The organism is Alkalihalobacillus trypoxylicola, assembly GCF_001590785.1.
Taxonomy (GTDB): Bacteria; Bacillota; Bacilli; order Bacillales; family Bacillaceae_D; genus Alkalihalobacillus; species Alkalihalobacillus trypoxylicola.
On the sequence record NZ_LTAO01000023.1, the window covers coordinates 542624 to 566481 of the forward strand.

The 23858-nt window shown below is 36.3% G+C and carries 24 protein-coding genes; 2 read left to right on the forward strand and 22 right to left on the reverse strand.

The window, feature by feature from the left end:
• The first annotated feature begins 295 nt into the window (after positions 1-295).
• A complete protein-coding gene (locus AZF04_RS14990) occupies positions 296-1123 on the forward strand; it encodes a hypothetical protein (protein ID WP_061949430.1) in 828 nt (275 codons plus the stop codon).
• Between the two features lie 114 nt (positions 1124-1237).
• Here the strand turns inward: AZF04_RS14990 and AZF04_RS21250 are convergent, their stop codons facing one another.
• From AZF04_RS21250 to AZF04_RS15070, 17 genes are all read right to left on the reverse strand, one after another.
• Positions 1238-1408 (reverse strand): hypothetical protein, encoded by a 171-nt coding sequence (locus AZF04_RS21250; protein ID WP_156479533.1) that lies wholly within the window; start codon positions 1406-1408, stop codon positions 1238-1240.
• A gap of 412 nt (positions 1409-1820) precedes the next feature.
• Positions 1821-5426 (reverse strand): cadherin-like beta sandwich domain-containing protein, encoded by a 3606-nt coding sequence (locus AZF04_RS14995; protein WP_061949431.1) that lies wholly within the window; start codon positions 5424-5426, stop codon positions 1821-1823.
• Between the two features lie 370 nt (positions 5427-5796).
• Positions 5797-6228: a dUTP diphosphatase gene (locus AZF04_RS15000; RefSeq protein ID WP_061949432.1), complete on the reverse strand. Its 432-nt coding sequence runs from the start codon at positions 6226-6228 to the stop codon at positions 5797-5799.
• Between the two features lie 39 nt (positions 6229-6267).
• Positions 6268-7227, reverse strand: a complete 960-nt coding sequence (nrdF, locus tag AZF04_RS15005; protein WP_061949433.1) for a class 1b ribonucleoside-diphosphate reductase subunit beta — start codon at positions 7225-7227, stop codon at positions 6268-6270.
• Between the two features lie 13 nt (positions 7228-7240).
• Positions 7241-9427, reverse strand: a complete 2187-nt coding sequence (gene nrdE, locus AZF04_RS15010) for a class 1b ribonucleoside-diphosphate reductase subunit alpha (RefSeq protein WP_045487235.1) — start codon at positions 9425-9427, stop codon at positions 7241-7243.
• A complete protein-coding gene (nrdI, locus tag AZF04_RS15015; RefSeq protein ID WP_061949434.1) occupies positions 9405-9785 on the reverse strand; it encodes a class Ib ribonucleoside-diphosphate reductase assembly flavoprotein NrdI in 381 nt (126 codons plus the stop codon). Before nrdI ends, nrdE begins: the two co-directional genes overlap by 23 nt.
• A gap of 1 nt (position 9786) precedes the next feature.
• The gene (locus AZF04_RS15020; RefSeq protein WP_045487230.1) at positions 9787-10023 is read right to left on the reverse strand and encodes a glutaredoxin domain-containing protein; all 237 of its coding nucleotides are present in this window, start codon (positions 10021-10023) and stop codon (positions 9787-9789) included.
• Positions 10024-10543: 520 nt separating this feature from the next.
• Entirely contained in the window at positions 10544-11644 is a 1101-nt protein-coding gene (locus AZF04_RS15025) for a zinc metalloprotease (protein WP_061949435.1), read from the reverse strand.
• A gap of 72 nt (positions 11645-11716) precedes the next feature.
• Positions 11717-12751, reverse strand: coding sequence for a serine hydrolase domain-containing protein (locus AZF04_RS15030; protein ID WP_061949436.1), 1035 nt, complete (start codon positions 12749-12751; stop codon positions 11717-11719).
• A gap of 54 nt (positions 12752-12805) precedes the next feature.
• Complete coding sequence (locus AZF04_RS15035; protein WP_061949437.1) at positions 12806-13357, reverse strand: GNAT family N-acetyltransferase; 552 nt, start codon at positions 13355-13357, stop codon at positions 12806-12808.
• Positions 13358-13408: 51 nt separating this feature from the next.
• Positions 13409-14065: an HAD family hydrolase gene (locus AZF04_RS15040; RefSeq protein ID WP_061949438.1), complete on the reverse strand. Its 657-nt coding sequence runs from the start codon at positions 14063-14065 to the stop codon at positions 13409-13411.
• A 208-nt stretch (positions 14066-14273) separates the two neighbouring features.
• Positions 14274-14507, reverse strand: a complete 234-nt coding sequence (gene rpsR / locus AZF04_RS15045) for a 30S ribosomal protein S18 (protein WP_045487220.1) — start codon at positions 14505-14507, stop codon at positions 14274-14276.
• 60 nt (positions 14508-14567) lie between these two features.
• The gene (ssb, locus tag AZF04_RS15050) at positions 14568-15065 is read right to left on the reverse strand and encodes a single-stranded DNA-binding protein (protein WP_061949439.1); all 498 of its coding nucleotides are present in this window, start codon (positions 15063-15065) and stop codon (positions 14568-14570) included.
• A 28-nt stretch (positions 15066-15093) separates the two neighbouring features.
• Positions 15094-15381 carry a 30S ribosomal protein S6 gene (rpsF, locus tag AZF04_RS15055; RefSeq protein WP_045487214.1) on the reverse strand — a complete coding sequence of 96 codons (288 nt, stop codon included), beginning with the start codon at positions 15379-15381 and terminating at the stop codon, positions 15094-15096.
• Positions 15382-15513: 132 nt separating this feature from the next.
• A complete protein-coding gene (ychF, locus tag AZF04_RS15060) occupies positions 15514-16614 on the reverse strand; it encodes a redox-regulated ATPase YchF (RefSeq protein ID WP_061949440.1) in 1101 nt (366 codons plus the stop codon).
• A gap of 128 nt (positions 16615-16742) precedes the next feature.
• Complete coding sequence (locus AZF04_RS15065) at positions 16743-16943, reverse strand: DUF951 domain-containing protein (RefSeq protein WP_045487311.1); 201 nt, start codon at positions 16941-16943, stop codon at positions 16743-16745.
• A gap of 68 nt (positions 16944-17011) precedes the next feature.
• Positions 17012-18046, reverse strand: a complete 1035-nt coding sequence (locus AZF04_RS15070) for a YkvI family membrane protein (RefSeq protein ID WP_061949441.1) — start codon at positions 18044-18046, stop codon at positions 17012-17014.
• Between the two features lie 99 nt (positions 18047-18145).
• Here AZF04_RS15070 and yyaC point away from each other — a divergent pair, with 99 nt between their 5' ends.
• A complete protein-coding gene (yyaC, locus tag AZF04_RS15075) occupies positions 18146-18814 on the forward strand; it encodes a spore protease YyaC (protein WP_061949442.1) in 669 nt (222 codons plus the stop codon).
• Between the two features lie 95 nt (positions 18815-18909).
• On the opposite strand, the gene AZF04_RS15080 is transcribed toward yyaC, so the two are convergent.
• From AZF04_RS15080 to noc, 5 genes are all read right to left on the reverse strand, one after another.
• Complete coding sequence (locus AZF04_RS15080; protein WP_061949443.1) at positions 18910-19614, reverse strand: DUF554 domain-containing protein; 705 nt, start codon at positions 19612-19614, stop codon at positions 18910-18912.
• A gap of 12 nt (positions 19615-19626) precedes the next feature.
• Positions 19627-20790 (reverse strand): aminotransferase class V-fold PLP-dependent enzyme, encoded by a 1164-nt coding sequence (locus AZF04_RS15085; RefSeq protein WP_061949444.1) that lies wholly within the window; start codon positions 20788-20790, stop codon positions 19627-19629.
• Positions 20791-20870: 80 nt separating this feature from the next.
• Positions 20871-21734 (reverse strand): ParB/RepB/Spo0J family partition protein, encoded by an 864-nt coding sequence (locus tag AZF04_RS15090; protein ID WP_061949445.1) that lies wholly within the window; start codon positions 21732-21734, stop codon positions 20871-20873.
• The gene (locus AZF04_RS15095) at positions 21715-22488 is read right to left on the reverse strand and encodes a ParA family protein (protein WP_045487191.1); all 774 of its coding nucleotides are present in this window, start codon (positions 22486-22488) and stop codon (positions 21715-21717) included. The genes AZF04_RS15090 and AZF04_RS15095 overlap by 20 nt, the downstream gene beginning before the upstream one ends.
• 465 nt (positions 22489-22953) lie before the next feature.
• Positions 22954-23808 carry a nucleoid occlusion protein gene (noc, locus tag AZF04_RS15100; RefSeq protein ID WP_061949446.1) on the reverse strand — a complete coding sequence of 285 codons (855 nt, stop codon included), beginning with the start codon at positions 23806-23808 and terminating at the stop codon, positions 22954-22956.
• Between the last annotated feature and the right edge of the window lie 50 nt (positions 23809-23858).

A 23858-nucleotide genomic window follows, 5' to 3' on the forward strand; every position in this document is an offset into this window, starting at 1 on the left:
TTTAGTATGCCAATTTCTAAAGGTGTCTCCTAGTTACATTTGTCATTACATTCAACTGGGGTTGTACGGGTAAAGGAAAATCGTTGATGTACGTTTAATTTTTACAAATAAAGGTATTTACTATTATATAGAATGAATGTAGGAGGAATACTGATGAGTCAGATTACGATTGATATGTTCATTTATTTCTTAATAGCCGTTGTTGCCTTTTCACTAATCATGTTTGCTTATACCTCCATTAAAAACAAGAAATAAAAGTAAGTTATGACTTAATCAAACATTTAGGAGAGAACATATGATAAAAAAACAGAAGTTACTTTCTTTATCGTTGATACTAGCTATATCTTTTTTAGTAGCTTGTAATAGTTCAACAGAGGATAATGCAGCTGAAACTGAAAGACCTGTTGATGAATCAGAGATTACGAGCGCACAAAGTCAATCTGAAGAGATAGAAGAGAGTAAAGAAGGTAATCCATCTTTAACAACTGAAGAAGTTCTAGAGGAAACGGTAAGCCAAATAAATACAAGTTTGCCTATATGGGCACCAGCTACAATGGAAATACCTGAAGGAAATCATCTCTCAGCAAAAACAAATACATCTAACGATTCGTATGAAGTGGAGTTATACGCATTAAATGAACCTATTCCTATTAATAATGAAGAATTGGGAGAGCAAGATTCTTTTATACTCTTTGGTGTGGCTGAATATGAGAGCAAGGAAGAAGCTATAGAGTATATACAGTCTGAGCTGGATGGCTATTTAACATTTCAAGGAGAGTCTGAGGAAATCAATTTAGGCTATAACATTCCGGGACAAATCCAAGCAGGAACTGGACACGCTGGCATTAGATGGAGTATTGGTAACTGGGAATTACGTTCTGTTGCTAATGGTGACCAAATTAAAGAGGCTGAACCTGTTGCAAAAGAAATGGTCGAATTACTCCAGGAAATTGTACTCCCAGCACCAGAAGAATTAGGGACGGTTTTTATAAATCAAGATCACGAAGAAGGCACAGTCACAGAGGTATATTATCAAGTGGGGTCCCATGTAATCAATGTCTATTCTGATTCATTGACACCAGATGAAGTATTAGAAACCGTTGCAAAAATGGAAGAATGGTAGGAAGCACAGAGGGGTTTTATTTTTTATAAAATCCTTTTGTAAATTCCACGATTCGGTGAGAATTTCCTTTTGATTTTAATCGATTTTTTGAAGGTCTTTCTATTTTGACCATGACTATAATTTCGTAAGAAGATTGATTCTATAAACAATTGCAATGGTAAAGACAGGTGTTAAAAATACTAGCCAGACGATTTTGTTTACTCCGATTATATGAGTCAAAATTGAAATTAAAATAATCCCTAAGCCAACAATGATTAAGAAAATGCCTGTTACCCATTTCATCATTCCTTTCTTTTAATGAAAACCGAACGATTAAGTTTTTGATTTCCACTTTAGGTAGATGCTTTCCAAAGGGCTTGTTTTCAGCTAACTCTGACTACGCAGAGCTTCGTCAGAGTGGATCTTCAAACGGCGCTCATCCTTTGGGAGTCACTACCTGCCGTTACAATCAACAAATGAATTCGCAAACACATTCAAAACCTTTTTAAATGTTCGGTTTTATTCACTTATAGAGCAATTATGAAATGGACTCATGTAATAAGGAGAACCTCCCATTTAAAAATTTTCCTTATTTTACATTGTACGTTATATAAGACACTAGGTTGCTTGAAAAAATAATAATAAACCAAAAAACCTTAAGCTCTAAAAATGAACTTAAGGTTTTCCTCTATTTTATTACAAAGCTCCTGACTCACAATCACTCATTAGATTTTGCATGATATCTTCTATAAATAATAAACAACCATATTCCTAATGCGATTGTAAACACACCTAAGAGCAAATAGTGATAAGACGATGAAGCTGTAAATGGAAGCTTATTTTTTTCATCTTCCATGTTCTCTTCATCCTTTTTATCTTCTTTCCCGTTATCTTCTTTTATTGGTTTAGAAGGCTCTGTTATTTGCTGCTCTTCTTCAAATTCTTCCTCATCTTTTTGGTCATTCTCTACCGGTTGTTCTTTTTCTGATGTAAAGATGGTTAGTGAATACTCAGTACTTGATCCGAAAGTATTTCTTGCGACAATGGTATAAGTATATTCCGTATTAGCGATTAATTCTTTATCTACAAAAGTAGTATGTTCACCCACATAAACGATTTCTCCATCACGGCTTAATTGATAAATCTCAGCATGTTCTACCTCAGTCCATGCGAATTGAATCGAAGTTTCAAAGATTTCTTCTACTTTTAACACTGGGGCTCTAGGAGCACTTCCCTCTTTTACTGCCCGATTCACTATCACCGTATACGTCTGCTCGTTTCCAGCCGGTGCCGTTACTTCGATCTCTATCACATTTTCTCCTACCGTAAGTGGAATCAAACCTACTTCACCAGCATTAACTCCATTTACCGTCATCGTACTATCAGGATCTACGGTGGTCGCTGTCACCGTTATTTCGTCAATTTCATAGGCTACACTTGCTCTATATTGATAGATATCTTGATCGAACTCAGGACTGAGCTCTCCTTCTGAGAAAGTTAATGAACTTAGGCTCGCTTCCGCACTTGCCGCTCGATTCACTATCACTGTATACGTCTGCTGATTCCCCGCTGGTGCAGTTACTTCGATTTCGATTACATTCTCTCCGACAGAGAGTGGGGTTGAGACATTTTCTCCATCGCTCTCGACTCCGTTAATGCTCATTGTGCTATCAGAATAAACAGCTGCGGATGTTACCATTATTTCTTCCACTTCATGGTCAACATCTGCTCTATATTGATAGATATCCCAATCGAACTCAGGACTGAGCTCTCCTTCTGATAAAGTTATCGAACTTAACCTCGCTTCAGGACTTGCCGCTCGAGTTATGCTCACCGTATACGTCTGCTGGTTTCCAGCCGGTGCCGTTACTTCGATCTCGATTACATTCTCGCCCACTGTGAGTGGGATCGAATCTACTTCATCAGCAGTAACTCCATTTATACTCATCGTGCTATCAGGATCGACGGTGCTCGCTGTCACGGTTATTTCGTTCATTTCATAAGCAACACTTGCACTATATTCATAAATATCTTGTTCGAAGTCAGGGCTGAGCTCTCCTTCTGAGAGAGAGAACGAGCTTAGTCTCGCTTCAGGACTCGCCGCTCGAGTTACGAGTACTGTATAGGTCTGCTCATTCCCGGCTGGGGCGGTCACTTCGATTTCGATCTCATTCTCTCCTACCGTAAGTGGGATCGAACCTACTTCTTCAGCATTAACTCCATTTACCGTCATCGAGCTATCAGGATCGACGGTGCTCGCTGTCACCGTTATTTCGTCCATTTCATAAGCAACACTTGCACTATATTCATAAATATCTTGGTCAAACTGTGGGCTCAGCTCTCCTTCTGATAGGGTTAATGAACTTAGGCTTGCTTCAGAACTCGCCGCTCGAGTTATGATTACTATATACGTCTGCTGGTTTCCAGCCGGTGCCGTTACTTCGATCTCGATCACATTCTCTCCTACCGTAAGTGGAATCAAACCTACTTCAGCAGCATTAACTCCATTTACTGTCATCGAGCTATCAGGATTTACGGTGCTCGCTGTCAACGTTACTTCTTCCACTTCATGGTCAACATCTGCTCTATATTGATAGATATCCCAATCGAACTTAGGACTGAGCTCTCCTTCTGATAAAGTTATCGAACTTAACCTCGCTTCAGGACTCGCCGCTCGAGTTACGAGTACTGTATAGGTCTGCTGGTTCCCGGCTGGGGCGATTACTTCGATTTCGATCTCATTCTCTCCTACCGTAAGTGGGATCGAATCTACTTCATCAGCAGTAACTCCATTTACCGTCATCGTACTATCAGGATCGACGGTGCTCGCTGTCACGGTTATTTCGTTCATTTCATAAGCAACACTTGCACTATATTCATAAATATCTTGGTCAAACTGTGGGCTCAGCTCTCCTTCTAATATATTTAAACTACTCAGGCTCGTGTTATAAGGAAGAACTATTGCTTCAACTTCATTAGATGAACCACTAACTCTATTCGGGTAGATAGCTTTGACTTTGTAGTAATAAGAAACATGTGTTGGTAAATCTGTCACTATATAGAATGAGTCTGAAACGGTTGCAATTTCAGTTCCTTCGGCTTCGTGAACTTCACTTTCATATATCGAGTATTCTATAGCTCCATTGACTGGAGTCCAAGATAAAGAAACCTCACCATTTTCTATATGAGCTGGATGCATAATGGGTACACTGGATAAACGAAAAACCTCGGCAGTAGTTCCACTCACTGTACCAAAAGGAATCATCCATATATTTAAGCCATCAAAGACGGCCGAATACCTGCCGTTATAATTATTTGGCTTATCAAAATCTTCCATCTCTCCAGTATGGGTGTCAATTCTATAAAATCGATTACTTCCATACTTTGTCCAAATATAGCGTCCGTCGTAAGCTCCAAGAGACAGGTTTGGATTCTCATCATAATTATGACCGCTCGGCCAATCATTGTAGCCTATCATCTCACCTGTATTTGGATCCAGCTTAATAATCATATTTGCTCCACTACTAGGAAGCATCCAGATGTATTCACCATCGAATAGTCCCTTTGCAAAGGAGTATCCACTTTTACTAAAACCATCTGGCCAGTTATTATATCCTGTCATCTCACCTGTTTCAGGATCCAGCTTTATTACTTGGTCGGCCAGAGAAGGAATTAACCATATATGTTTTCCATCATGTACGGCTCCATTAAAAGCATACTGTTCTTTTGTAAAACCATCTGGCCAATTATCATATCCTGTCATTGCACCTGATTTTGGGTCAATCTTAACCACCTTATTTGCCCTAGAAGGGGCCAACCATACATACTCACCGTCAAATACACCTTTATTAAAGTATGGCTTACTTTCCCCTTCACTAGAGTTAAAAAAGCCTGCAGGCCAATCGTAGCTTGTCATCTCTTCTGTCTCAATATCCATTTTCACTACTTGATCAGCAAGTGATGGAATCATCCAGATTGATTCATCATCAAACACCCCTCCGCTAAAAGCACCATTTGATTTTACGAATCCATCTGGCCAATTATCATAACCCGTCATTTCCCCTGTCACCGTATTCAACTTAACAACCTGATTCGTTTCCTGTGGAATCATCCAAATCTGACTTCGATTATCAAGTACAGCTTCTCCAAAGTAAGCAGAACTATTAGAAAACCCCTCTGGCCAATTGCTAAAGCTACTGATTTCAATTTCTGGTCCAAGATAAGTATCGTATTCTGTACTCTCACTGAAGGCACTCTGTGAAAACAGAATAGAGATAAAAAAAGTCATAGTTACTAATATGAAAAACCGTTTTATTTGTAGCATGATACATGATTCCTTCCTCTAATAATATCTCATTAAATAACAGATAATAAAAAAATTATTGCGAACTATGTTCTAAAAATAGCTTATTTTATCTTTATCACAAAATGTTTAAATAAGCTTTATTTCCACTATTTCTTAATCATATCACCACTTTCTTCAAATGGTTTTGATAACGGCAAAATGTGACTTTTTTCAAGATTTCCAACCAAAAATAATAGTTGAAAACTTTTTTTTTATGACTAGTATGACTCTCTCTATGACTTATTCTATGACTTATGTGAGACTTTTTTATTGTCTAGTAAAACAAAAAAAGACTGTATCTCAAAAGTTATTTTCATAACCCTTAAGAACAGTCTCTTTTAATTTGCCTCTATTTTGTACCAGTAGAGCCGTGTCCACCACGGTCTTCATTATTCAAATGCTTCACTTCGGTTAGCTCAACAACCGGCATCTTTTTCATGATTCGGAATTGACAAATACGGTCATTTTTTTCAATGACGGTATCTCTTAGTGCATATGCGGGAAAAAACCATTGATCTCCATCACCACAATAAGATTCGTCAATAACGCCCATTGAATTCGTTTGGATAATCCCAAAGTTTTTGAACGTACTTGAGCGTGGTACAACATGCCCTTCATAGCCTTTTGGTAATTGCATCGCTACTCCTAAAGGAATGAGCTTAAACTCGCCTTGCTTGAGTTCGACTTTTTGTGCCGCCCTTAAGTCAAGCCAATCACCTTGAGGAACTTTTTCTATCTTTATAAGGTCATCTTCAAAGTATTTTATCTTAATCTCAGTCATTACTATACTCGCTCCTTCAGATCCTGTAGCTCTGCTGTATTAATAGTCGTAATCTGATTCACTCATATCCTCTACTACAGAAAGCAGGTAGCCATTTCCAACCGTAGAGAAAAAGTCATGATTGGTTGTCCCTGTCGATAAGCCATTAATAACGATTGGATTAACATCATCTGCTGTATCCGGGAATAGAGGTGCTAGACCTAAATTCATTAAGGCTTTATTTGCATTATAACGAAGGAACACCTTCACATCCTCTGTCCATCCGACTTTATCATAGATAGATTCTGTATATTTCACTTCATTTTCATATAGCTTATAAAGTAGTGAGTACGTCCAAGTTTTGATTTCTTCTTTTTCTGAATCACTTAATTGATTAAAGCCTACCTTGAACTTATAACCAATATAGGCACCATGTGCGGACTCATCTCGAATAATTAATTTAATGACCTCAGCCACATTGATCAATTTAGCTCTTCCTAAATAATAAAGTGGCGTATAGAAACCAGAATAAAATAAAAAGGATTCTAAAAAGACACTTGCTACCTTTTTTTGTAAAGCCGAGCCATTACTATAAATATCATCGATTATTTGTGCTTTAATTTGTAAATAATCGTCCTCTCTTGCCCAACGAAAAATCTCTTCAATTTCCTTCTTCGTATTTAAGGTACTAAAGATAGAGGAGTAGCTTCTAGCATGCTCAGATTCCATAAATTGAATATTATTCAAGACAGCAATCTCATGCTGAGTTTTGGCATCTTTTCTTAATGCATCGATACCAGATTCAGATTGAAGCGTATCAAGCATCGTTAAACCACCAAATACCTTCTCTACTAAACGCTTCTCTTCCTCTGGTAGCTTTGTCCAATCTGAACGGTCCTTTGATACAGGCATACGGGTCGATAGCCAGAATTGCTCTGTTAATTTTTCATAGGTGATTTTATCGATCGCATCCTCAATATTATTCCAATTGACTGCTTCATAAGCTGCATATTTTGTCACCAATCAAAACCTCCTAAACACTGCACGATTCACAATAATTAGCGCCTACTTCGTTTCCATCATCTGTGTAGGTGCGGATATAATAGACGGACTTAATGCCCTTTTTCCATGCGTAGTTTCTCAAGATATTTAAATCTCTAGTTGTTTTTTTCGTAGGAAATTCACTATTTTCCTTCCATTCATAAATTCCAGCCGGTAATTCAGAACGTAGGAATAGAGTCATACTCATTCCTTGATCGACATGCTTTTGCGCGGTAGCATACGTATCAATAATTTTTCGCTGATCAATATCATAAGCCGATTCGTAGTGAGGAATCGTCTCTGTCGATAAGAACGGAGCCGGGTAATATACCTTCCCTCTTTTACCTTCGGTTCTTTCTTCAATTCTTTGAGTAATCGGGTGAATAGAGGCTGTTGCTTCATTCACATAGGAAATCGATCCTGTAGGAGCTACAGCAAGTCGATAGGCATTATAAAGACCATATTCCATTACTGACTGCTTTAGCTGCTCCCAATCCTCTTTTCTTGGAATAAAGATACCCTCGAATATCTCTTTTACTTTTTCATGCTGAAATTCAAATTCCACTTCATCCAAATATTTATCAAAATATTCACCAGACGCGTATTTTGATTTTTCAAATTCAGCGAATGTATTTCCGCTTTCTTTGGAGATGTTATTGCTCTCAACGAGCGTCCAGTAGTTTAATAATTTAAAATAGACATCTGTAAATTCAAGTGCCTCTGGCGAACCATAATAAAGCTGATTTTTTGCTAAAAATCCGTGTAAATTCATCGCACCTAAACCAACTGAGTGATACATCTCGTTTCCATTTTTAACAGACGGAACAACATCAATGCTTGAATGGTCGGTTACATAGGTTAAAGCTCGTAGCATAGTTCGAACGGATTTTCCAAAGTCAGGTGACTCCATTAAGTTCACGACATTTGTTGATCCTAGGTTACAGCTCACATCGTGACCTAATTCCATAAACGTTTGGTCATTGTGAATATTAGAATCTTTGTGTACCTGGAAAATCTCTGTACATAAATTAGACATGATAATATGTCCATGTATTGGATTCTCACGGTTCACTGTATCGATATTAATAATATAAGGATAGCCACTTTCATTTTGAAGGTTGCTTATTTCCGTTTCTATATCTCTTGCTTTAATTTTCGATTTACGAATATCAGGATTATCAACCATTCTGTCATATTCAGCTGTAATATCTATATAAGCAAATGGTTTGCCGTACACCTTTTCCACATCATGTGGTGAAAAAAGGTACATAAATTCATTTTTCTTCGTTAGCTCATAAAATTTATCTGGTACGACAAGACCAAGTGATAGCGTCTTAATCCTAACCTTCTCATCGGCATTTTCTTTTCTAACGGAAAGGAAATCGACGACATCAGGATGGAAAATATTCAAATAAACGACTCCGGCTCCATCTCGTGCTCCTCCTTGGTTTGCATAAGAGAAAGCATCTTCAAATAATTTCATGACAGGAACCACACCATCTGCAAGGCCATATACGCCTTTTATTGGGTCATTATTCGCACGAATATTAGATAAGCTAATTCCTACTCCTCCACCAAGCTTAGATAACTGTAGTGCAGAGTTAATACTGCGCCCAATTGAATTCATATCATCAGAAACGGTTAGAAGAAAACAGGATACCATTTCACCAGCCCGTTTTTTCCCTATATTTAAAAAGGTAGGTGTTGCTGGCTGATAACGTTGATGAATTAATTCCTCGGCAAGCTCCATCGCAAGCTCTTCATTTCCATCTGCAATAGAAAGAGCATTAAATGCTAAGCGATCTTCATAACGCTCTAAAAATCTCTGACCGTCGTCTGTTTTCATTGCATATTGGGAATAAAATTTATAAGCTCCCATAAACGAGCGGAATCGGAACTTTTTAGTATAAATTTGTTTAAATAGTTTTTTAACAAATGAAAAATCATATTTAGCCAAAAATTCTTCTTTAATATAATCGTTCTCTTTTAAATAATCGATTTTTTCAGCTAAAGAATGAAAAAAGACGGTATTCGGATTCACATATTCTAAAAAATATGCTTTCACCGCTTCCCGATCTTTATCGATTTGAATTTGACCATCCTTTGGGAGGTTTAGTAGATTATTCAGAGTAAAATAAGTATCTTCTTTTATTTTTTTACTTAATTCCGGCGCCTGCATATTGGTTCAATGCCTCCTTAAATTGATATACATCGTTAGGTGTACCACTAAATTCAAATGTATATAGTAAAGGTTTTTGGAAATTCTTCGCCAAATCCTTTGCGTTAAAGCAGTAATCATGATCGAAGTTTAAGTTTCCACTTCCAATAAAACCTAGTAAATTCTGTTCATTTGATCCGAATTGGACAAACAAAGAGACCTTTTCTGTAATCATTTCATCGTAGCTTGGCACAATCACAACAAACGGTTCTCCTACCTCTTCATAAGGACCATTATAATTTATTTCAATTGAGCTTAATCCTGTCTTTTCGACAAAGTCTCTAACATTACCTGTTAAAGATAGATAAGCAATTTTCACTTTAATTCAACACCAATTCTTTTAATTTATCTGGTTGGAAACCAGTAAAAGGCTCAGTTCCATCTGCAACAACAACAGGCATTTGTCTTAGATTTAGTGTATTGACGACATAATCAAACGCTTGCTCATCCTCTTCGATGTTTAATGCTTCAAAATCAATTCCTTCACCACTTAGGACAACCTTCGTCATTTCACATTGAGGACAACCATTTTTTGTATACACTGTAACTTTAGACATTTCAAGACCACCAATCTCATATATGTATTTAATATTTTCTTGTTCACACTAATTTGATCCAAAAATGTATGGTTCATTTTGGATCATCCTAGAAAGTTGTTTTATTCATTTTCATCAGCTATAATCATAAAAGTGTTTTAAAAAAAAGACTTGACTTTTGAATTCAAAACAACTATATATTGTTTCTACTCTATTATTTTAACACAATATATAGTGAATCGTAAACAAATTAAATTCGACTTCTCTATTAATTTTTCTAGTTCTTTTTTAGCATTACCCTCTCTCATACCCTAACATTCACGAGTTAAAACCATAAAGATGAACCGTTTCCCAAATCATTTTTTTCTACCCGATATTCCCTTTTAAAAGAGCCTTTATGAGCCATTATAAATGATTAATGTGAACAAAAAAGACGACACCCTATTATATGGTATCGTCCGTTTAAGGAAAAATCCCTACTAATCTAGAAATAATTACTACGAATAATAACGAATCTACATTTTTATCTAGTAAACGATCATCAGGCTTCCTTTACTGTGCTCTGACGGTCTTCCTTGAGACGCTTTTTACAGATATCAATAATCTCCTCTTCCAATAATGAATCTGCTTTATTTGGGTGCTGAGCTAGCAATTCGAGCGCCTCATTAAATAACGTCATAGCTTTGTCGTAATCTTGATCGATTTTCCAAGCGTACATTGCCTTGATGCGGGCATGAGAGACCATCTTTATTTTTAAATTTGCCTTCACATCTTTTTGATTATATAAAGCAATTACTTTATCCCGTTCTTGGTCTAAAAATAAATGGATAAACAGCCATTCTTTTGCTACTTCCATTCTGTAAAAATTTTTAGCATCAATTTTATCCCAAATATCATCGATTATCTCTTGAGCCGTTTGATAGTTTTTCTCTTCTAAAGCACACTGATAAGGAACAAGTAACGTCCAAATATGAAAGATATTCGAATAATCAACTGAAGCTGGCTTTTGAATCCATTCCTCCGGTAACTCAATAAATTTCGTTCCTACTGATGTTTCAGCATTTACCATGAGTTGATTATATAAGATATTTCGAATTTCAGGGTCTTTTTTAGCCTTGCTTAATGTACTTCCATCATTGAAAGAATAAGGGATAAGATTTACCATAGCCGTTAAAAGACCAGCTAATACAAAAGCCATCACATAAATAGAAGTCATGTCGAGTATAAGGGAAATGATTAGCACAATGAAGGCTATAATGATATTCATAAAGCCTCCACCTAATAAATACAGCTTAAATGGGAAATGACCATTTACCTTTTTTGGTGGAATCATTAAGCATTGGCCTAGCGTTCCGGGGATTGATAGTCTCTTGTATTCTAGTTTGCCATTATTCTTCACCCACATATGGGAAAAGATACGAAAGGACAGCATTTTATAGCCACTGAGCTTACCGAAAACGAGGTGACCAAATTCGTGTATAGTAAGATGTAATAAGAACGATACGAAAAAGGCCACTATTACAAGTCCAAAATCGAACCAGGTTAAATCAGAATCGATTAGATAATTAGCTCCAAAAAAGCCAAACGCTGCTCCAAAAAGCAGCATAGTGACCGTAAATAGGATTGATTTAATGATTTTCATGTTTAGTCTATTTCCTTTCTAAGATGAAGATGAGTATTTTTCTAATAGAAGAACTTCTCGCTAATCATTTTATTAGTTTCCTTTAGCAAGGGACTCTATATGTTTTTCAATTTCTTTCATCATGACGAAAGCACCGGAAGATTGATTAGAACAAACCGTCGATAGGATCGATTCTTTCGGATAATAAGCAGAATGAAAGCTGACTCCTGGATCATATCCCATTATATGATATTTATGAACTTCAGAATTTTTCGTATTTATCCATGTTCCATACCCATAGTAGCTATTTTCTTTACCTGTTCCGATATAGGGATTCAATAGCTTGTTCGTGAATTCCTCCTTTAATAATTGATGATTCAATAGCGCTTTCCAAATCTTGGACATATCATCAACTGTGACAAACGCTCCTCCATCTGAGCCACCTTTAACTGGTAAAGAATAGATATTTGTTTTCCATCCTCCATCAGGCGTATCAATATATCCTAATGCAATATGAGGAGGTAAACGGTCAAATTCAAAATAACCAGAATCTTTACAGCCTGCTACTTTAAAGATACATTGCTCAATATATTCGGAAAAAACGAAGCCTGAAGCCTCCTCAACAATTAATCCTAGGAGAATATAACCTGCATTATTATAATGAAACCTTTCTCCAACCTTTGATTTCATTTTATTATTCTGAAAAAGAGGGAGGAAATCCTTTAACTCTCTTATTTGATACATAGGATACGTTTTCCATAATTCCTCGAAGTCATCCATAAGTTCTTCATCGAAATAATCAGGAATTCCTGATGTATGCGTTAAAAGATGATGAACGGTTATATTCTCAGGAAAATTAGGAAATGAAACATTTAAGCAATCTTTTAATGAAGATGTAAAGGAGAGCTTATTTTCTTGTACAAGCTGACAAATAGCAATAGCCGTAAATAATTTGCAGCCTGAAGCAATTCCATATTTGGTGAAATTATGATTATTTAATTGCTCGGAACGGTTAGCAAAACCATAGCTTTCTCTCATCCAATCCTCGTCTTCTTTTTGAACTAGAAGACTTCCAGAAAACTGAACTTCTTTCTGAAGTTTCATCATATCTTTCTTTAATAAATTCATCGTTGATTTTGCTCCTTGCTTTAAAAGTCATTGAACTCTGCTATGTCTCATTCATTACCGTTGAGACGCTAGCCACTCACTTCTTAAAATCCCCATTTTAATCGCATCATAGTACTCACCATTCACTATTCTAGCCTCTCTTATTCTGGCTTCTTCTTTCATTCCTATTTTGTTGGCAACAGCAAGCATTCTTTTATTACCAGACCAACTAGACATCCCTATTCTATGTAAATGAGTATTTGTGAAAAGGTAGTTGATCCATAATTGATAAGATTCTGTGCCATAGCCTCCATTCCAGTAATCACTATCATAAATAACAATACCTGTTTCAAGCCAGTTCGTATTTCGATCGACCCAATAACAGCTAACATAACCAACTACTTTATTATTACATTTAATGACTAGTGAGGACGGAACTCCTGGTAACACTTCCTCTCTCCAGCTTTCTAAATATTTCTCCTTCGATACTTTCTCTTCTGGGATGTAAGGAGCATTCCACTTTTTTGCCTCTTGTTTTTTCTCTTCAAATTTCCAAAAATAGAGTTCATGGACATCACGATCGGATGCCTTCATTAATAATACTTTATCCCCAGCTATATTAATCACAAAAAACCTCCATATATATAAACCTTACTAATATTCACAGCGTTAGCTTATTTAAGTACCTAATAACAACTCTTTTAATTCAAATACGCTATCTACCATAAATGTTGGTTCCTCTGTTGCTAACTCGTTATATGAACCATATCCATAGGTCACAGCAATAGAATCTATTCCACAAAATTTGGCACCAATCATATCATGCTTCCGATCACCTATCATCACAAAATCTCTAAGTCGTTGCTTTTCATATCTATTCATAATATATTGTATAATTTCACTCTTTGATGTTCGAGTTCCATCTAATTGGCTTCCTACAATTAGGTCAAAATGTTGTTTAATGTTAAAATACTCTACTATTTGTTTAGCAAATACAGTTGGCTTAGAAGTCGCTACAACCAATATAAAACCCTGTTTTACAAGCTCCCTTAACAATTTATCAATGTTTGGATATAAATCATTTTCAAACATTCCCACCTTCTTAAATCTCTCCCTATATCTTTCAATAGCTTTATTTGTTTGCCTCTCATCAAATCCATAATATTCCTTAAAAGATTCTTGCAAGGGTGGTCCAATAAAGGAATCAAGTTTATGAAGGTCTTCCTCTACTATATTCATATATTCCAATGCATATTGAACAGATTTTGTAATCCCTTCTTTAGGGTCTGAAAGAGTTCCATCTAAATCGAACAGGATCACTTTATATTTATTCATATAAACACCCCTTTTTTCCTCTACCCAATCATTTTAACATACTAATAAATTCCAAAATACTTCAATCAATATTAATCAGATTATGCTCATCTCTAAATATTCAATGACCTAAAATGACATACTCCCTTACTATCTATTCAAATCTCCCTTATAGGTCAATAAAAAGGCATGTTAGAGAATACACTCTAACATGCCTTAGATGTTAATATTAGTTCACATCATTAACATATGGTAATAAAGCGATTTGACGAGAACGCTTAATTGCGATAGTTAATTGACGTTGATATTTAGCTGACGTTCCAGTTACACGACGAGGTAAAATTTTACCACGCTCTGAGATGAAACGTTTTAATAAGTCAATATCTTTGTAATCGATATGCGTAATTTTGTTTACTGTGAAGAAACAAACTTTACGGCGCTTTGGACGACCACGACGAGCCATTTTGCAGCACTCCTTTCTTCTTTTTATCTATTTTCCGTTTTTATTCATAGAGGTTTTGGGTTAAAACGGTAAATCATCATCTGATATATCAATAGGTTTTCCATCATTAGAAAATGGATCATCATTAAATCCACCAGATTGACGATTTGACTGCTGATTTCTTTGATTAGCAAAGTCATTACCCGCAGGTGCACCATAGAAATCCTGATTTCCTTGTCCTTGACCACTTTGGTTTGACCCTCGTGGCTCTAGGAATTGTACACTCTCTGCTACTATTTCTGTAATAAAGACACGACGGCCTTCATTATTATCATAGCTTCTCGTTTGGACTCTTCCATCAACACCAGCTAAGCTTCCTTTTTTTAAATAATTAGCTACATTTTCAGCTTGTTTACGCCAAATAACACAATTAATAAAGTCAGCTTCTCTTTCACCTTGTTGATTGGAAAATGCACGGTTCACTGCAAGTGTAAAGTTCGCAACCGCTACTCCGTTAGGTGTATAACGTAATTCTGGATCTTTTGTTAGGCGACCTACTAATACGACACGATTCAGCATCCGTACCCCTCCTCTTTAAAAATATCTATTACTGTTCGTCTTTTGTAACTAGGACACGAATAATGTTGTCGTTGATTTTCACAAGACGGTTAAATTCGTTAATCGCTTCAGAGTTAGCAGCAACGTTTAATAATACATAGAAACCTTCACGATAATCGTTGATTTCGTATGCTAAACGACGTTTACCCATCTCTTCAACCTTTTCGATTTCAGCACCATTTGATGTTAATACACCATTAAAGCGTTCGATAAGCTCTTTGTTTGCTGATTCTTCTAGGTTTGGAGCGATAATGTACATGATTTCGTACTTACGCATTCCGGACACCTCCTTTTGGTCTAAGCGGCTCCTCTAGGGAGCAAGGAGCAAAAACAACCTTATAGTCATTTTACTCGCATTATTAGAGTATATCAGATTCACTTGTCCTAATCAAGAACTTACGTGTTCATTTTATACATTAAATCGGAAATGAATGACATCTCCATCTTGAACGACATAATCCTTACCTTCAAGACGAACCTTTCCTTTTTCTTTTGCATTTGCCATTGAACCCGCATCGATTAAATCATCATAGGAAACAATCTCAGCACGAATAAATCCACGTTCAAAGTCTGAATGAATAATTCCAGCTGCCTGTGGAGCCTTTGTACCCTTTCGATAGGTCCATGCTCTAACTTCTTGCACACCAGCGGTAAAATAGGTTTGTAGGCCAAGTAAATGATAAGCAGCTCGAATCAACTGATCTAAGCCTGATTCTGAGATTCCTAATTCCTCTAGGAACATTTGCTTTTCATCGCCCTCTAGCTCTGCAATTTCCGATTCTATTTTTGCACAGACAACAATGACCTCACTATTTTCGCTTGTGGCAAATTCCTTTACCTTCTGCACATATTCATTATCTCCATCCGATAATAAATCCTCTTCACTAACGTTAGCCACATATAGAACGGGCTTACTCGTTAGTAAATGGAGCTGTTTCACAATCTTCAGCTGTTCCTCAGAAAAATCGATGCTACGAGCTGACTGCTCTGCTTCAAAGGCTTGTTGTAGCATTTCTAGTACTTCTAGCTCAGCAACCGCCTCTTTATCTTTTGTTTTAGCAAGCTTTGCTACTCTAGTAATTCTTTTCTCTACACTTTCAAGGTCTGCTAAGATTAATTCTAAATTGATTACTTCTATATCACGGATAGGATTAACACTGCCTGATACATGAGTAATATTCTCATCAGCAAAGCATCGAACTACATGTGAGATTGCATCTACTTGGCGAATGTGAGATAAGAATTTGTTCCCTAATCCCTCACCCTTACTAGCTCCTTCTACAATTCCTGCAATATCCGTAAATTCAAAGGCAGTTGGAATCGTTTTTTTAGGAACGACTAACTCTGTTAATTTTTGTAATCTTTCATCTGGTACTTCTACAATTCCTACATTAGGATCAATTGTACAGAATGGATAGTTCGCTGATTCTGCTCCTGCTTGTGTAATAGCATTAAATAAAGTTGATTTTCCAACGTTTGGAAGACCTACTATTCCTGTCGTTAAAGCCATTGTCTTCGTTCACTTCCTTTTTTTATCTATCATTTCTCTTTCCGAGCTTATCTTATTTCATCTTTTTTATTATAGAGTTCGTCCAACAAAAAAACAAGACAGATTGAGGGTTGACTCGATCTGTCCATTTATTTTTCCGCTGAAGATTCCAATACTTTTTTTATTTTTTTGCCAAATTCTTTCCTAGGAAGCATAACACTGTGCTGACATCCAAGGCATTTAATTCGAACGTCCATACCCATTCGAATAATTTTCCAACGATTTTCGCCGCACGGGTGTTGTTTTTTCATTTCGACAACGTCATGCAATGCAAACTCCTTCTCAGCCAACCGTTTCGCCCCTTTCAAAAACTATCATCCTCTTATATTATACACGAAAAAAGCAGATAGTAAAAAGGTTAGTGATTGATTTTATCTCTAATCGAACGATGATTTAAAATTGGATATAATAATATAGAAGCTAAAAGATAAAGGTTTAAAACTCCGTAGAGTGGATATAAGATACTTATTAAGGTTGAGAAGCCAAACATCGTTAACGGTGCCATAACCGCTACTAAAAATAAAGCTAGCAGCCATGAAGGAGATTGTACACTTTCTTTAATCCTTGAGATTAATCCAAAGACACCAGAGGCAGCTGTTGTATAGATGGCTACTGTTAATAAGCCACTCATTACTAGCACCATATAATAAGGATAATGGGTCATAATCGCAAACAAAGGAATTTCATATAAGACGAGTTCATTGGCGACTTCAACTAATGATTCATTATAAAAAAACGAAACGAGTCCTAAAATAAGCCCACTACCAATACTAGCAATCCAGATTTCTCCTTTATGAATAATCTTTTGTCCAACTGCTCCTATTACCGATACGAGTGGCAGTATATTCAAGGCTGTAAATGTGAGGGCTGATGGCCAATTACTTTGACCATCACTTATATTTTTAATCGGAAAACCATGTAGGGACTGAAATGCAAATAATACGCCTAATAAGGTGATAATGAGAATAGGTGTGATGAGTGCATGAATGGTTGTAATCCCCTTTACGTCCCAAATGAATAGGATTACGACAAAAAAGGCAATCAGAATAACCCCTGCCCAAAAAGGCAAATGAATGACCTCGAGGGTAGCTCCCCCACCTGCAAGCATAATAACGGTTGTTGAAAATAGATATAGAATAATCATCAAATCATACAATTTTGAGATTCTTTTTCCTAACAGCAAATGTAAAACAGGAAGGTAATGGACTGATTGAAACTGATGACTAATATTCATAATAACGTAGCAGCTAATCATAAATAAAACTGAAAACAATAAGATAGCTAGTCCGCTTTCAACACCAAAAAATTCCCAAATTTCACGACCAGAAGCATAGCCTGCTCCAATCATCGTTCCTATAATTAAAAACATCCATAGTAATCCGTTTCTCCACATACTGTTTCTCCTCTCACCTCATAACTTTTCTATTTCTATATGTATAGAACAGAAAAGATATCCGTATACTGTTACTACTATGGCGAAGGAGTCAAAAATATGAGTACAAACCATTGGTTTAACAAAAAATTGAATTCTTTTCGAATGCATATGGATTCAGATGAGCTTTATCCCGAATTTCTCAACGTATTGTTATCGTTCATTGAGAACCAAACAAAAAAGCCTTTAGTCATCGTATGTATTGGTACAGATCGTTCAACTGGTGATTCATTAGGACCACTTATTGGTTCAAAACTTGAATCTGCTAAACTAAAAAACTTTGATGTTTTTGGTACTTTAAAAGATCCTGTGCACGCTGTGAATATGAAAGAAAAGATGGATATCATTATGAGAAAATATGAAGAACCGTTTATTATTGCGATTGATGCATGCCTTGGAAAGATGAAGAATGTTGGAGAAATTACAATTAGTGATGGCCCTGTTAGGCCAGGAGCAGCGGTTAAAAAGGATTTACCATCTATTGGAGATATTCATATGACTGGCATTGTCAATATCGGAGGAATGATGGAATATTTTGTATTGCAAAATACGAGATTATTTACAGTTATGTCGATGGCAGATATGATAGCAAAGCTTTTGATAGAGGCTGATCAATGGATTGAGCAATCAGTATTACCATCTTATTCGAACACCTCTATCACGACTCATAAACAAGAAAAACGGTTGACGAGTGCTTTTCACTTTTTCAAGTCAGAAAAATTAAAATAACTCCATTTTATAATTCATAAAAAGACAAGACTCTACATAATTGTCCATTTTTAATTGGGTCAATCTAGTGTTGAGAGCTTGTCTTTTATTTTTAGCTATGAAAAGTTTGAAAAGAGAAGGACTAAAATACTAACCACTACGATACTAGGCAGCATATTCGCTACTTTAATTTTCGTTAACCCTAAAATATTAAGTCCTATAGCAACAATTAAAATGCCTCCAGTTCCTGTTAGCTCTATGATTAATAGATCTAGTAATTCCTCTGATATAAAAGCATTTATTTGAGTGGCTAATAAAGCAATCATTCCTTGATAGAGAATAACGGGAATAGCCGAAAATACGACACCTACTCCTAATGTTGAAGCAAAAATTAAAGAAGATACTCCGTCCAACATTGCTTTTGTATATAAAACAGAGTGATCGCCTCTTAAACCACTATCTAATGCCCCGATAATAGCCATTGCTCCTACTACATAAATTAACGTCGTCGTTACGAATGCTTTGGCTACTTTCCCTTCTTCCTTCGCTCCTATTTTTGACTCAATCCATAAACCTACTTGATTAAGACGATTTTCTAAGTTTAATTTTTCACCGATTACGGTTCCAATGACTAAGCTTGATATGACGATAAGAAATTGTTCACTTTTTAATCCCATTGAGATTCCTAAAATGATGACGGCTAATGCAATAGCTTGTAAAACAGTCGTTTTCATTTGTTCCGGGATATTTTTAATTTTCAATCCTATTAGCGCTGCTACTATAATCGCTAATCCATTGACAATTGTTCCTGTTAATACCATCTTTATTCCACTCTACTCTCCAGCCAATATAAAAGCTTCTCCAATAGCTTTCATTGCATTTATAAATTGTTTGACTTCCTCTTCTGTGTTGTATGGCCCAAAACTCACTCTTACTAACCCTGAATCAATGCTAGCTAAAGAATGATGAGTTTTTGGAGCACAATGCAATCCAGCACGAACAGCTATTTTATAATGTTCATCTAAAATAATCGCTAATTCTTGACTATCGAGCTGTTCCATACGAAATGAGATGACCGCTACTCTTTGCGTTAGGTCTCTTGTACCATATAGAGTTAATCCATTGATACTTTCTAATTCTTTCATACATAATTCTAATAGCTTTTTTTCATGCTCATGGATTTGCTCAATTCCCTGTTTTTTTATAAATTGCAAACCTGCATGAAGCCCGATAATTCCTGGAGCATTTAAAGTTCCAGCCTCATATCTCTCTGGCCAGTGACTAGGTTGACCAGGCAACTCTGAGTCTCCTCCAGTCCCACCTGTTATAATGGGCTCTAATGAAAAATCTTTTCTGCTTATTAAAACTGCTGTACCTTGTGGTCCAAGCATTCCTTTATGTCCGGCAAAAGCTAATAAGTCTACATCATCATTCTCCATATTAATAGGAATAATCCCTGCTGTTTGGGAGGCATCAACTAACAATACGATTCCTTTCGTTTTAGCGATAGCTGCTATCTTCCTTAACGGAACGATTGACCCCGTTACATTCGACGCGTGAGAAACCACAATCATTCTCGTTTTAGCCGTTATGACCATTTCAATTTCATTTTCAGTAATAAGTCCTTCTTCATTAGGTTCGACATAGGTCACATCAATTTTTTTCTGCTCCGTTAATCGATACAAGGGTCTTAACACCGAATTATGCTCGAATGCCGTAGTCACCACATGCTCTCCTTCTTGGAATGGAAAACCTAAAAGAGCTTGATTTAGAGCCATTGTAGCATTTTGATAAAACCAAACATGATTAGGTGAAGGCGCCCCAAACATTGTAGCCAATTCTTTCCTTGTTTCATTAATTTTTTGACTAGCGATCTGTGATAAGTGATGGCCACTTCTTCCAGGATTCGCACTATATTCATTTACAGCCTCCATCATGGCTTCAGCAACCTGTTTAGGTTTTGGATAAGAGGATGCGGCATGGTCAAAATAAATCATGGTTCAATCCTTTCCTACGATGCTTTTCAACTATTAGAGAAAAGAAGTCACCTTTTATTAGATGACTTCATAAAATTTCTTTATGAAATAGATTCTTCATTCGATTGATTCATTAGTTGTAGGATACGCTCAAGATCATCATCTGAGTAATAATCAATTTCGATTTTCCCTTTTTTCTTACCTGGCTTTATCGTAACCGCTGTACCAAAGTGAGCTTTTAGCAAATCCTGACGTTCCTTTAAGAATGGTGTAAGCGAAGATTCCTTCTTCTTTGTTTCACGTGAAACATTCGTATTAAGCTTTTGAACTAATTGCTCTACCTCTCTTACACTAAGTTTGTCCTGTAAAACCTTTTCTAAAAGAGGGGATATTTTTTGTTTATCCTTTAAACCTAATAATGCTCGTCCATGCCCCATTGATAGTTTCCCATCTGAAATGAATTGCTGAACGACTTTAGGCAAATGTAATAAACGAATATGATTGGCAATATGCGGACGACTCTTTCCAATACGCTTCGCTAATTGTTCTTGAGTCACCTTAAGGTGTTCCATTAGCTTTTCATAGGCAACCGCTTCTTCAATCGGATTGAGGTCTTCTCTTTGGAGATTTTCAATTAAAGCTAGCTCCATCATTTTTTCTTCGCTTAATTCTTTTATAATGACAGGAACCGTTTTTAAGGAAGCGACCTCTGCAGCTCTAAATCTACGCTCTCCAACAACAATTTCATAGCCTTTTATCGTTTTCCTTACTGTGATAGGCTGCAATATTCCATTTTCTTTAATTGATGTTGCTAATTCTTGAATAGATTCGTCTGAAAAGGTTTTTCGTGGTTGATATGGATTGGGACGTATTTCAGTTAAAGAAATTTCTTCCACCTTAGACTCCTGAGTTTCTTCTTCTCCAGGGAAAAAAGCATTTAAACCTTTACCTAACCTTTTTGCCACCTGCCACCACTTCCTTTGCTAATTCTACGTAAACTTCTGCACCACGAGATTTTGGATCATAAATAATAATCGGTTTCCCATGACTCGGCGCTTCTCCTAAACGTACATTTCTTGGAATGATTACATCAAAAACCTTTTCTCTGAAATATTTTTTCACTTCATCAATTACTTGAATACCTAAATTAGTCCTTGCATCGAGCATTGTTAGTAGGACACCTTCTATTTCTAATTCTGTATTTAAATGTTTTTGTACAAGTCTAACCGTATTTAATAACTGACTTAATCCTTCTAGTGCATAATATTCACATTGAACGGGAATTAAAACGGAATCAGCTGCTGTTAACGCATTAATCGTTAATAGACCTAATGAAGGAGGACAATCAATAAAAATATAATCATAGTCACTCGCAACAGATGCTAAGGCCCGTTTCAAACGTACTTCACGTGAAATCGTAGAAACAAGTTCGATTTCTGCACCAGATAATTGAATGGTAGCTGGAACCATATCAAGGTTTTCGACCGTTGTTTGCTTTATAACGGTTTTAGTGTCTACATCGTTTACAAGCATGTCATAAACACATTCCTCAACGTCACCCTTTTCAATTCCAGCTCCGCTTGTAGCGTTTCCTTGAGGATCAATATCAACAAGCAAAACCTTTTTCCCTATATATGCTAAACATGCACTTAGGTTTACAGACGTTGTTGTTTTCCCTACTCCGCCTTTTTGATTTGCTACAGCAATGATTTTAGCCATGCTGTCACCTACTTTCCGTTCAAACATTCGCATTTCCGTTTTTATTTTATCATAGTTTGTATAAAAAGAGTTTTACAAAGTTTCTGCAAAACTTAAAAAAAAGCGATTTTGCGTAAAAATAGTTATAAAGTCGAGGGTGTGTCGTTCATTTTATTTTTTAAAATTTGATTTCTTTGATCATAGAATCAATTTCATTATTCAAATCTTATAATGAAAACCGAACGATTAGGTTTTTGATTTCCAATTTAGGTAGATGCTTTCCCAAGGGATTTTCTTCAGCTAACTCTGACTACGCAGAGATTCGTCAAAGTGGATCTTCACACGGCGCTCATCCTTTGGGAGTCACTACCTACCGTTTCAATCAACAAACATTCAAGACATTTTTATAATAATTGTTCATTTTTATTCACTTATAGAGCAATTATGAAATTCACTCAATAAAAAAAACCTATCATGAATGATAGATTATTTTTTAGGTATTCGAATCGTAAATTGATAGAATTCCTCATGCTCCTCTTCATTTGTATCTACATGAAGACCACTTTTTAAGACCATATCAACAGATTGTCTAATCGTATTCATGGCAATTCTCATATCTTTAGAATATGATTTTCGTGTTGCTTTTTTCTTTTCTGGTTCACTCTCGTCTGCTTCTAATAACTGTTTTACTTTTTCTTCTGTTTGTTTAACATTTAATCCATCTTTTTCAATGGCTTCTAAAACTTGCAACTGAAGAGCTTCATCCTTTAATGCCAATAATGAACGAGCATGTCTTTCAGAAATGACTCTAGATAATATCGCATTTTGCACTACTTCTGGCAAATGCAACAACCTTAATTTATTGGCAATCGTTGATTGTCCTTTTCCTAGACGCTGAGCCAAACTTTCTTGGGTTAATCCATGTAAATCAATTAACTTCGCATATGCAATGGCTTCTTCAATTGCCGTTAGCCCTTCTCTCTGCAAATTTTCGATTAGAGCAATCGATGCAGTCTGAGAATCATTAAATTCTTTTACGATTGCTGGTATGTGTTCCCAGCCTAATGACGTAACCGCTCTCCAACGTCTCTCTCCTGCTATAATTTCATATTTACCATCACGTTTTCGAACGACGATTGGTTGAATGACTCCGTGAGTTCGTATTGTTTGTGCTAGCTCTTCAATTCTATCTTGATCAAAAACCGTTCGAGGTTGGAAGCGATTAGGCACAATGTCCGCGATCGCAATTTGCTTTACCTCTTCTTGGTTTGTTAATTCTTCTTCTATGATTTCTTCTTGTTTCTCATTAAAGCCAAATAGGCGTGAGAACGGCTGCTTCATCGCCTAACACCACCTTTGTAAATAACCATTCCTTTTATATTCGACAGAAT

Coding starts and splice junctions, on each gene's coding strand:
- AZF04_RS14990 (WP_061949430.1), top strand. CDS start 296: ATGATAAAAAAACAGAAGTTACTTTCTTTATCGTTGATACTAGCTATA.
- AZF04_RS21250 (WP_156479533.1), bottom strand. CDS start 1,408: ATGATGAAATGGGTAACAGGCATTTTCTTAATCATTGTTGGCTTAGGG.
- AZF04_RS14995 (WP_061949431.1), bottom strand. CDS start 5,426: ATGCTACAAATAAAACGGTTTTTCATATTAGTAACTATGACTTTTTTT.
- AZF04_RS15000 (WP_061949432.1), bottom strand. CDS start 6,228: ATGACTGAGATTAAGATAAAATACTTTGAAGATGACCTTATAAAGATA.
- nrdE (WP_045487235.1), bottom strand. CDS start 9,427: ATGCAGGCGCCGGAATTAAGTAAAAAAATAAAAGAAGATACTTATTTT.
- AZF04_RS15020 (WP_045487230.1), bottom strand. CDS start 10,023: ATGTCTAAAGTTACAGTGTATACAAAAAATGGTTGTCCTCAATGTGAA.
- AZF04_RS15025 (WP_061949435.1), bottom strand. CDS start 11,644: ATGAAAATCATTAAATCAATCCTATTTACGGTCACTATGCTGCTTTTT.
- AZF04_RS15030 (WP_061949436.1), bottom strand. CDS start 12,751: ATGAATTTATTAAAGAAAGATATGATGAAACTTCAGAAAGAAGTTCAG.
- AZF04_RS15040 (WP_061949438.1), bottom strand. CDS start 14,065: ATGAATAAATATAAAGTGATCCTGTTCGATTTAGATGGAACTCTTTCA.
- rpsR (WP_045487220.1), bottom strand. CDS start 14,507: ATGGCTCGTCGTGGTCGTCCAAAGCGCCGTAAAGTTTGTTTCTTCACA.
- ssb (WP_061949439.1), bottom strand. CDS start 15,065: ATGCTGAATCGTGTCGTATTAGTAGGTCGCCTAACAAAAGATCCAGAA.
- rpsF (WP_045487214.1), bottom strand. CDS start 15,381: ATGCGTAAGTACGAAATCATGTACATTATCGCTCCAAACCTAGAAGAA.
- ychF (WP_061949440.1), bottom strand. CDS start 16,614: ATGGCTTTAACGACAGGAATAGTAGGTCTTCCAAACGTTGGAAAATCA.
- AZF04_RS15070 (WP_061949441.1), bottom strand. CDS start 18,046: ATGTGGAGAAACGGATTACTATGGATGTTTTTAATTATAGGAACGATG.
- yyaC (WP_061949442.1), top strand. CDS start 18,146: ATGAGTACAAACCATTGGTTTAACAAAAAATTGAATTCTTTTCGAATG.
- AZF04_RS15080 (WP_061949443.1), bottom strand. CDS start 19,614: ATGGTATTAACAGGAACAATTGTCAATGGATTAGCGATTATAGTAGCA.
- AZF04_RS15085 (WP_061949444.1), bottom strand. CDS start 20,790: ATGATTTATTTTGACCATGCCGCATCCTCTTATCCAAAACCTAAACAG.
- AZF04_RS15095 (WP_045487191.1), bottom strand. CDS start 22,488: ATGGCTAAAATCATTGCTGTAGCAAATCAAAAAGGCGGAGTAGGGAAA.
- noc (WP_061949446.1), bottom strand. CDS start 23,808: ATGAAGCAGCCGTTCTCACGCCTATTTGGCTTTAATGAGAAACAAGAA.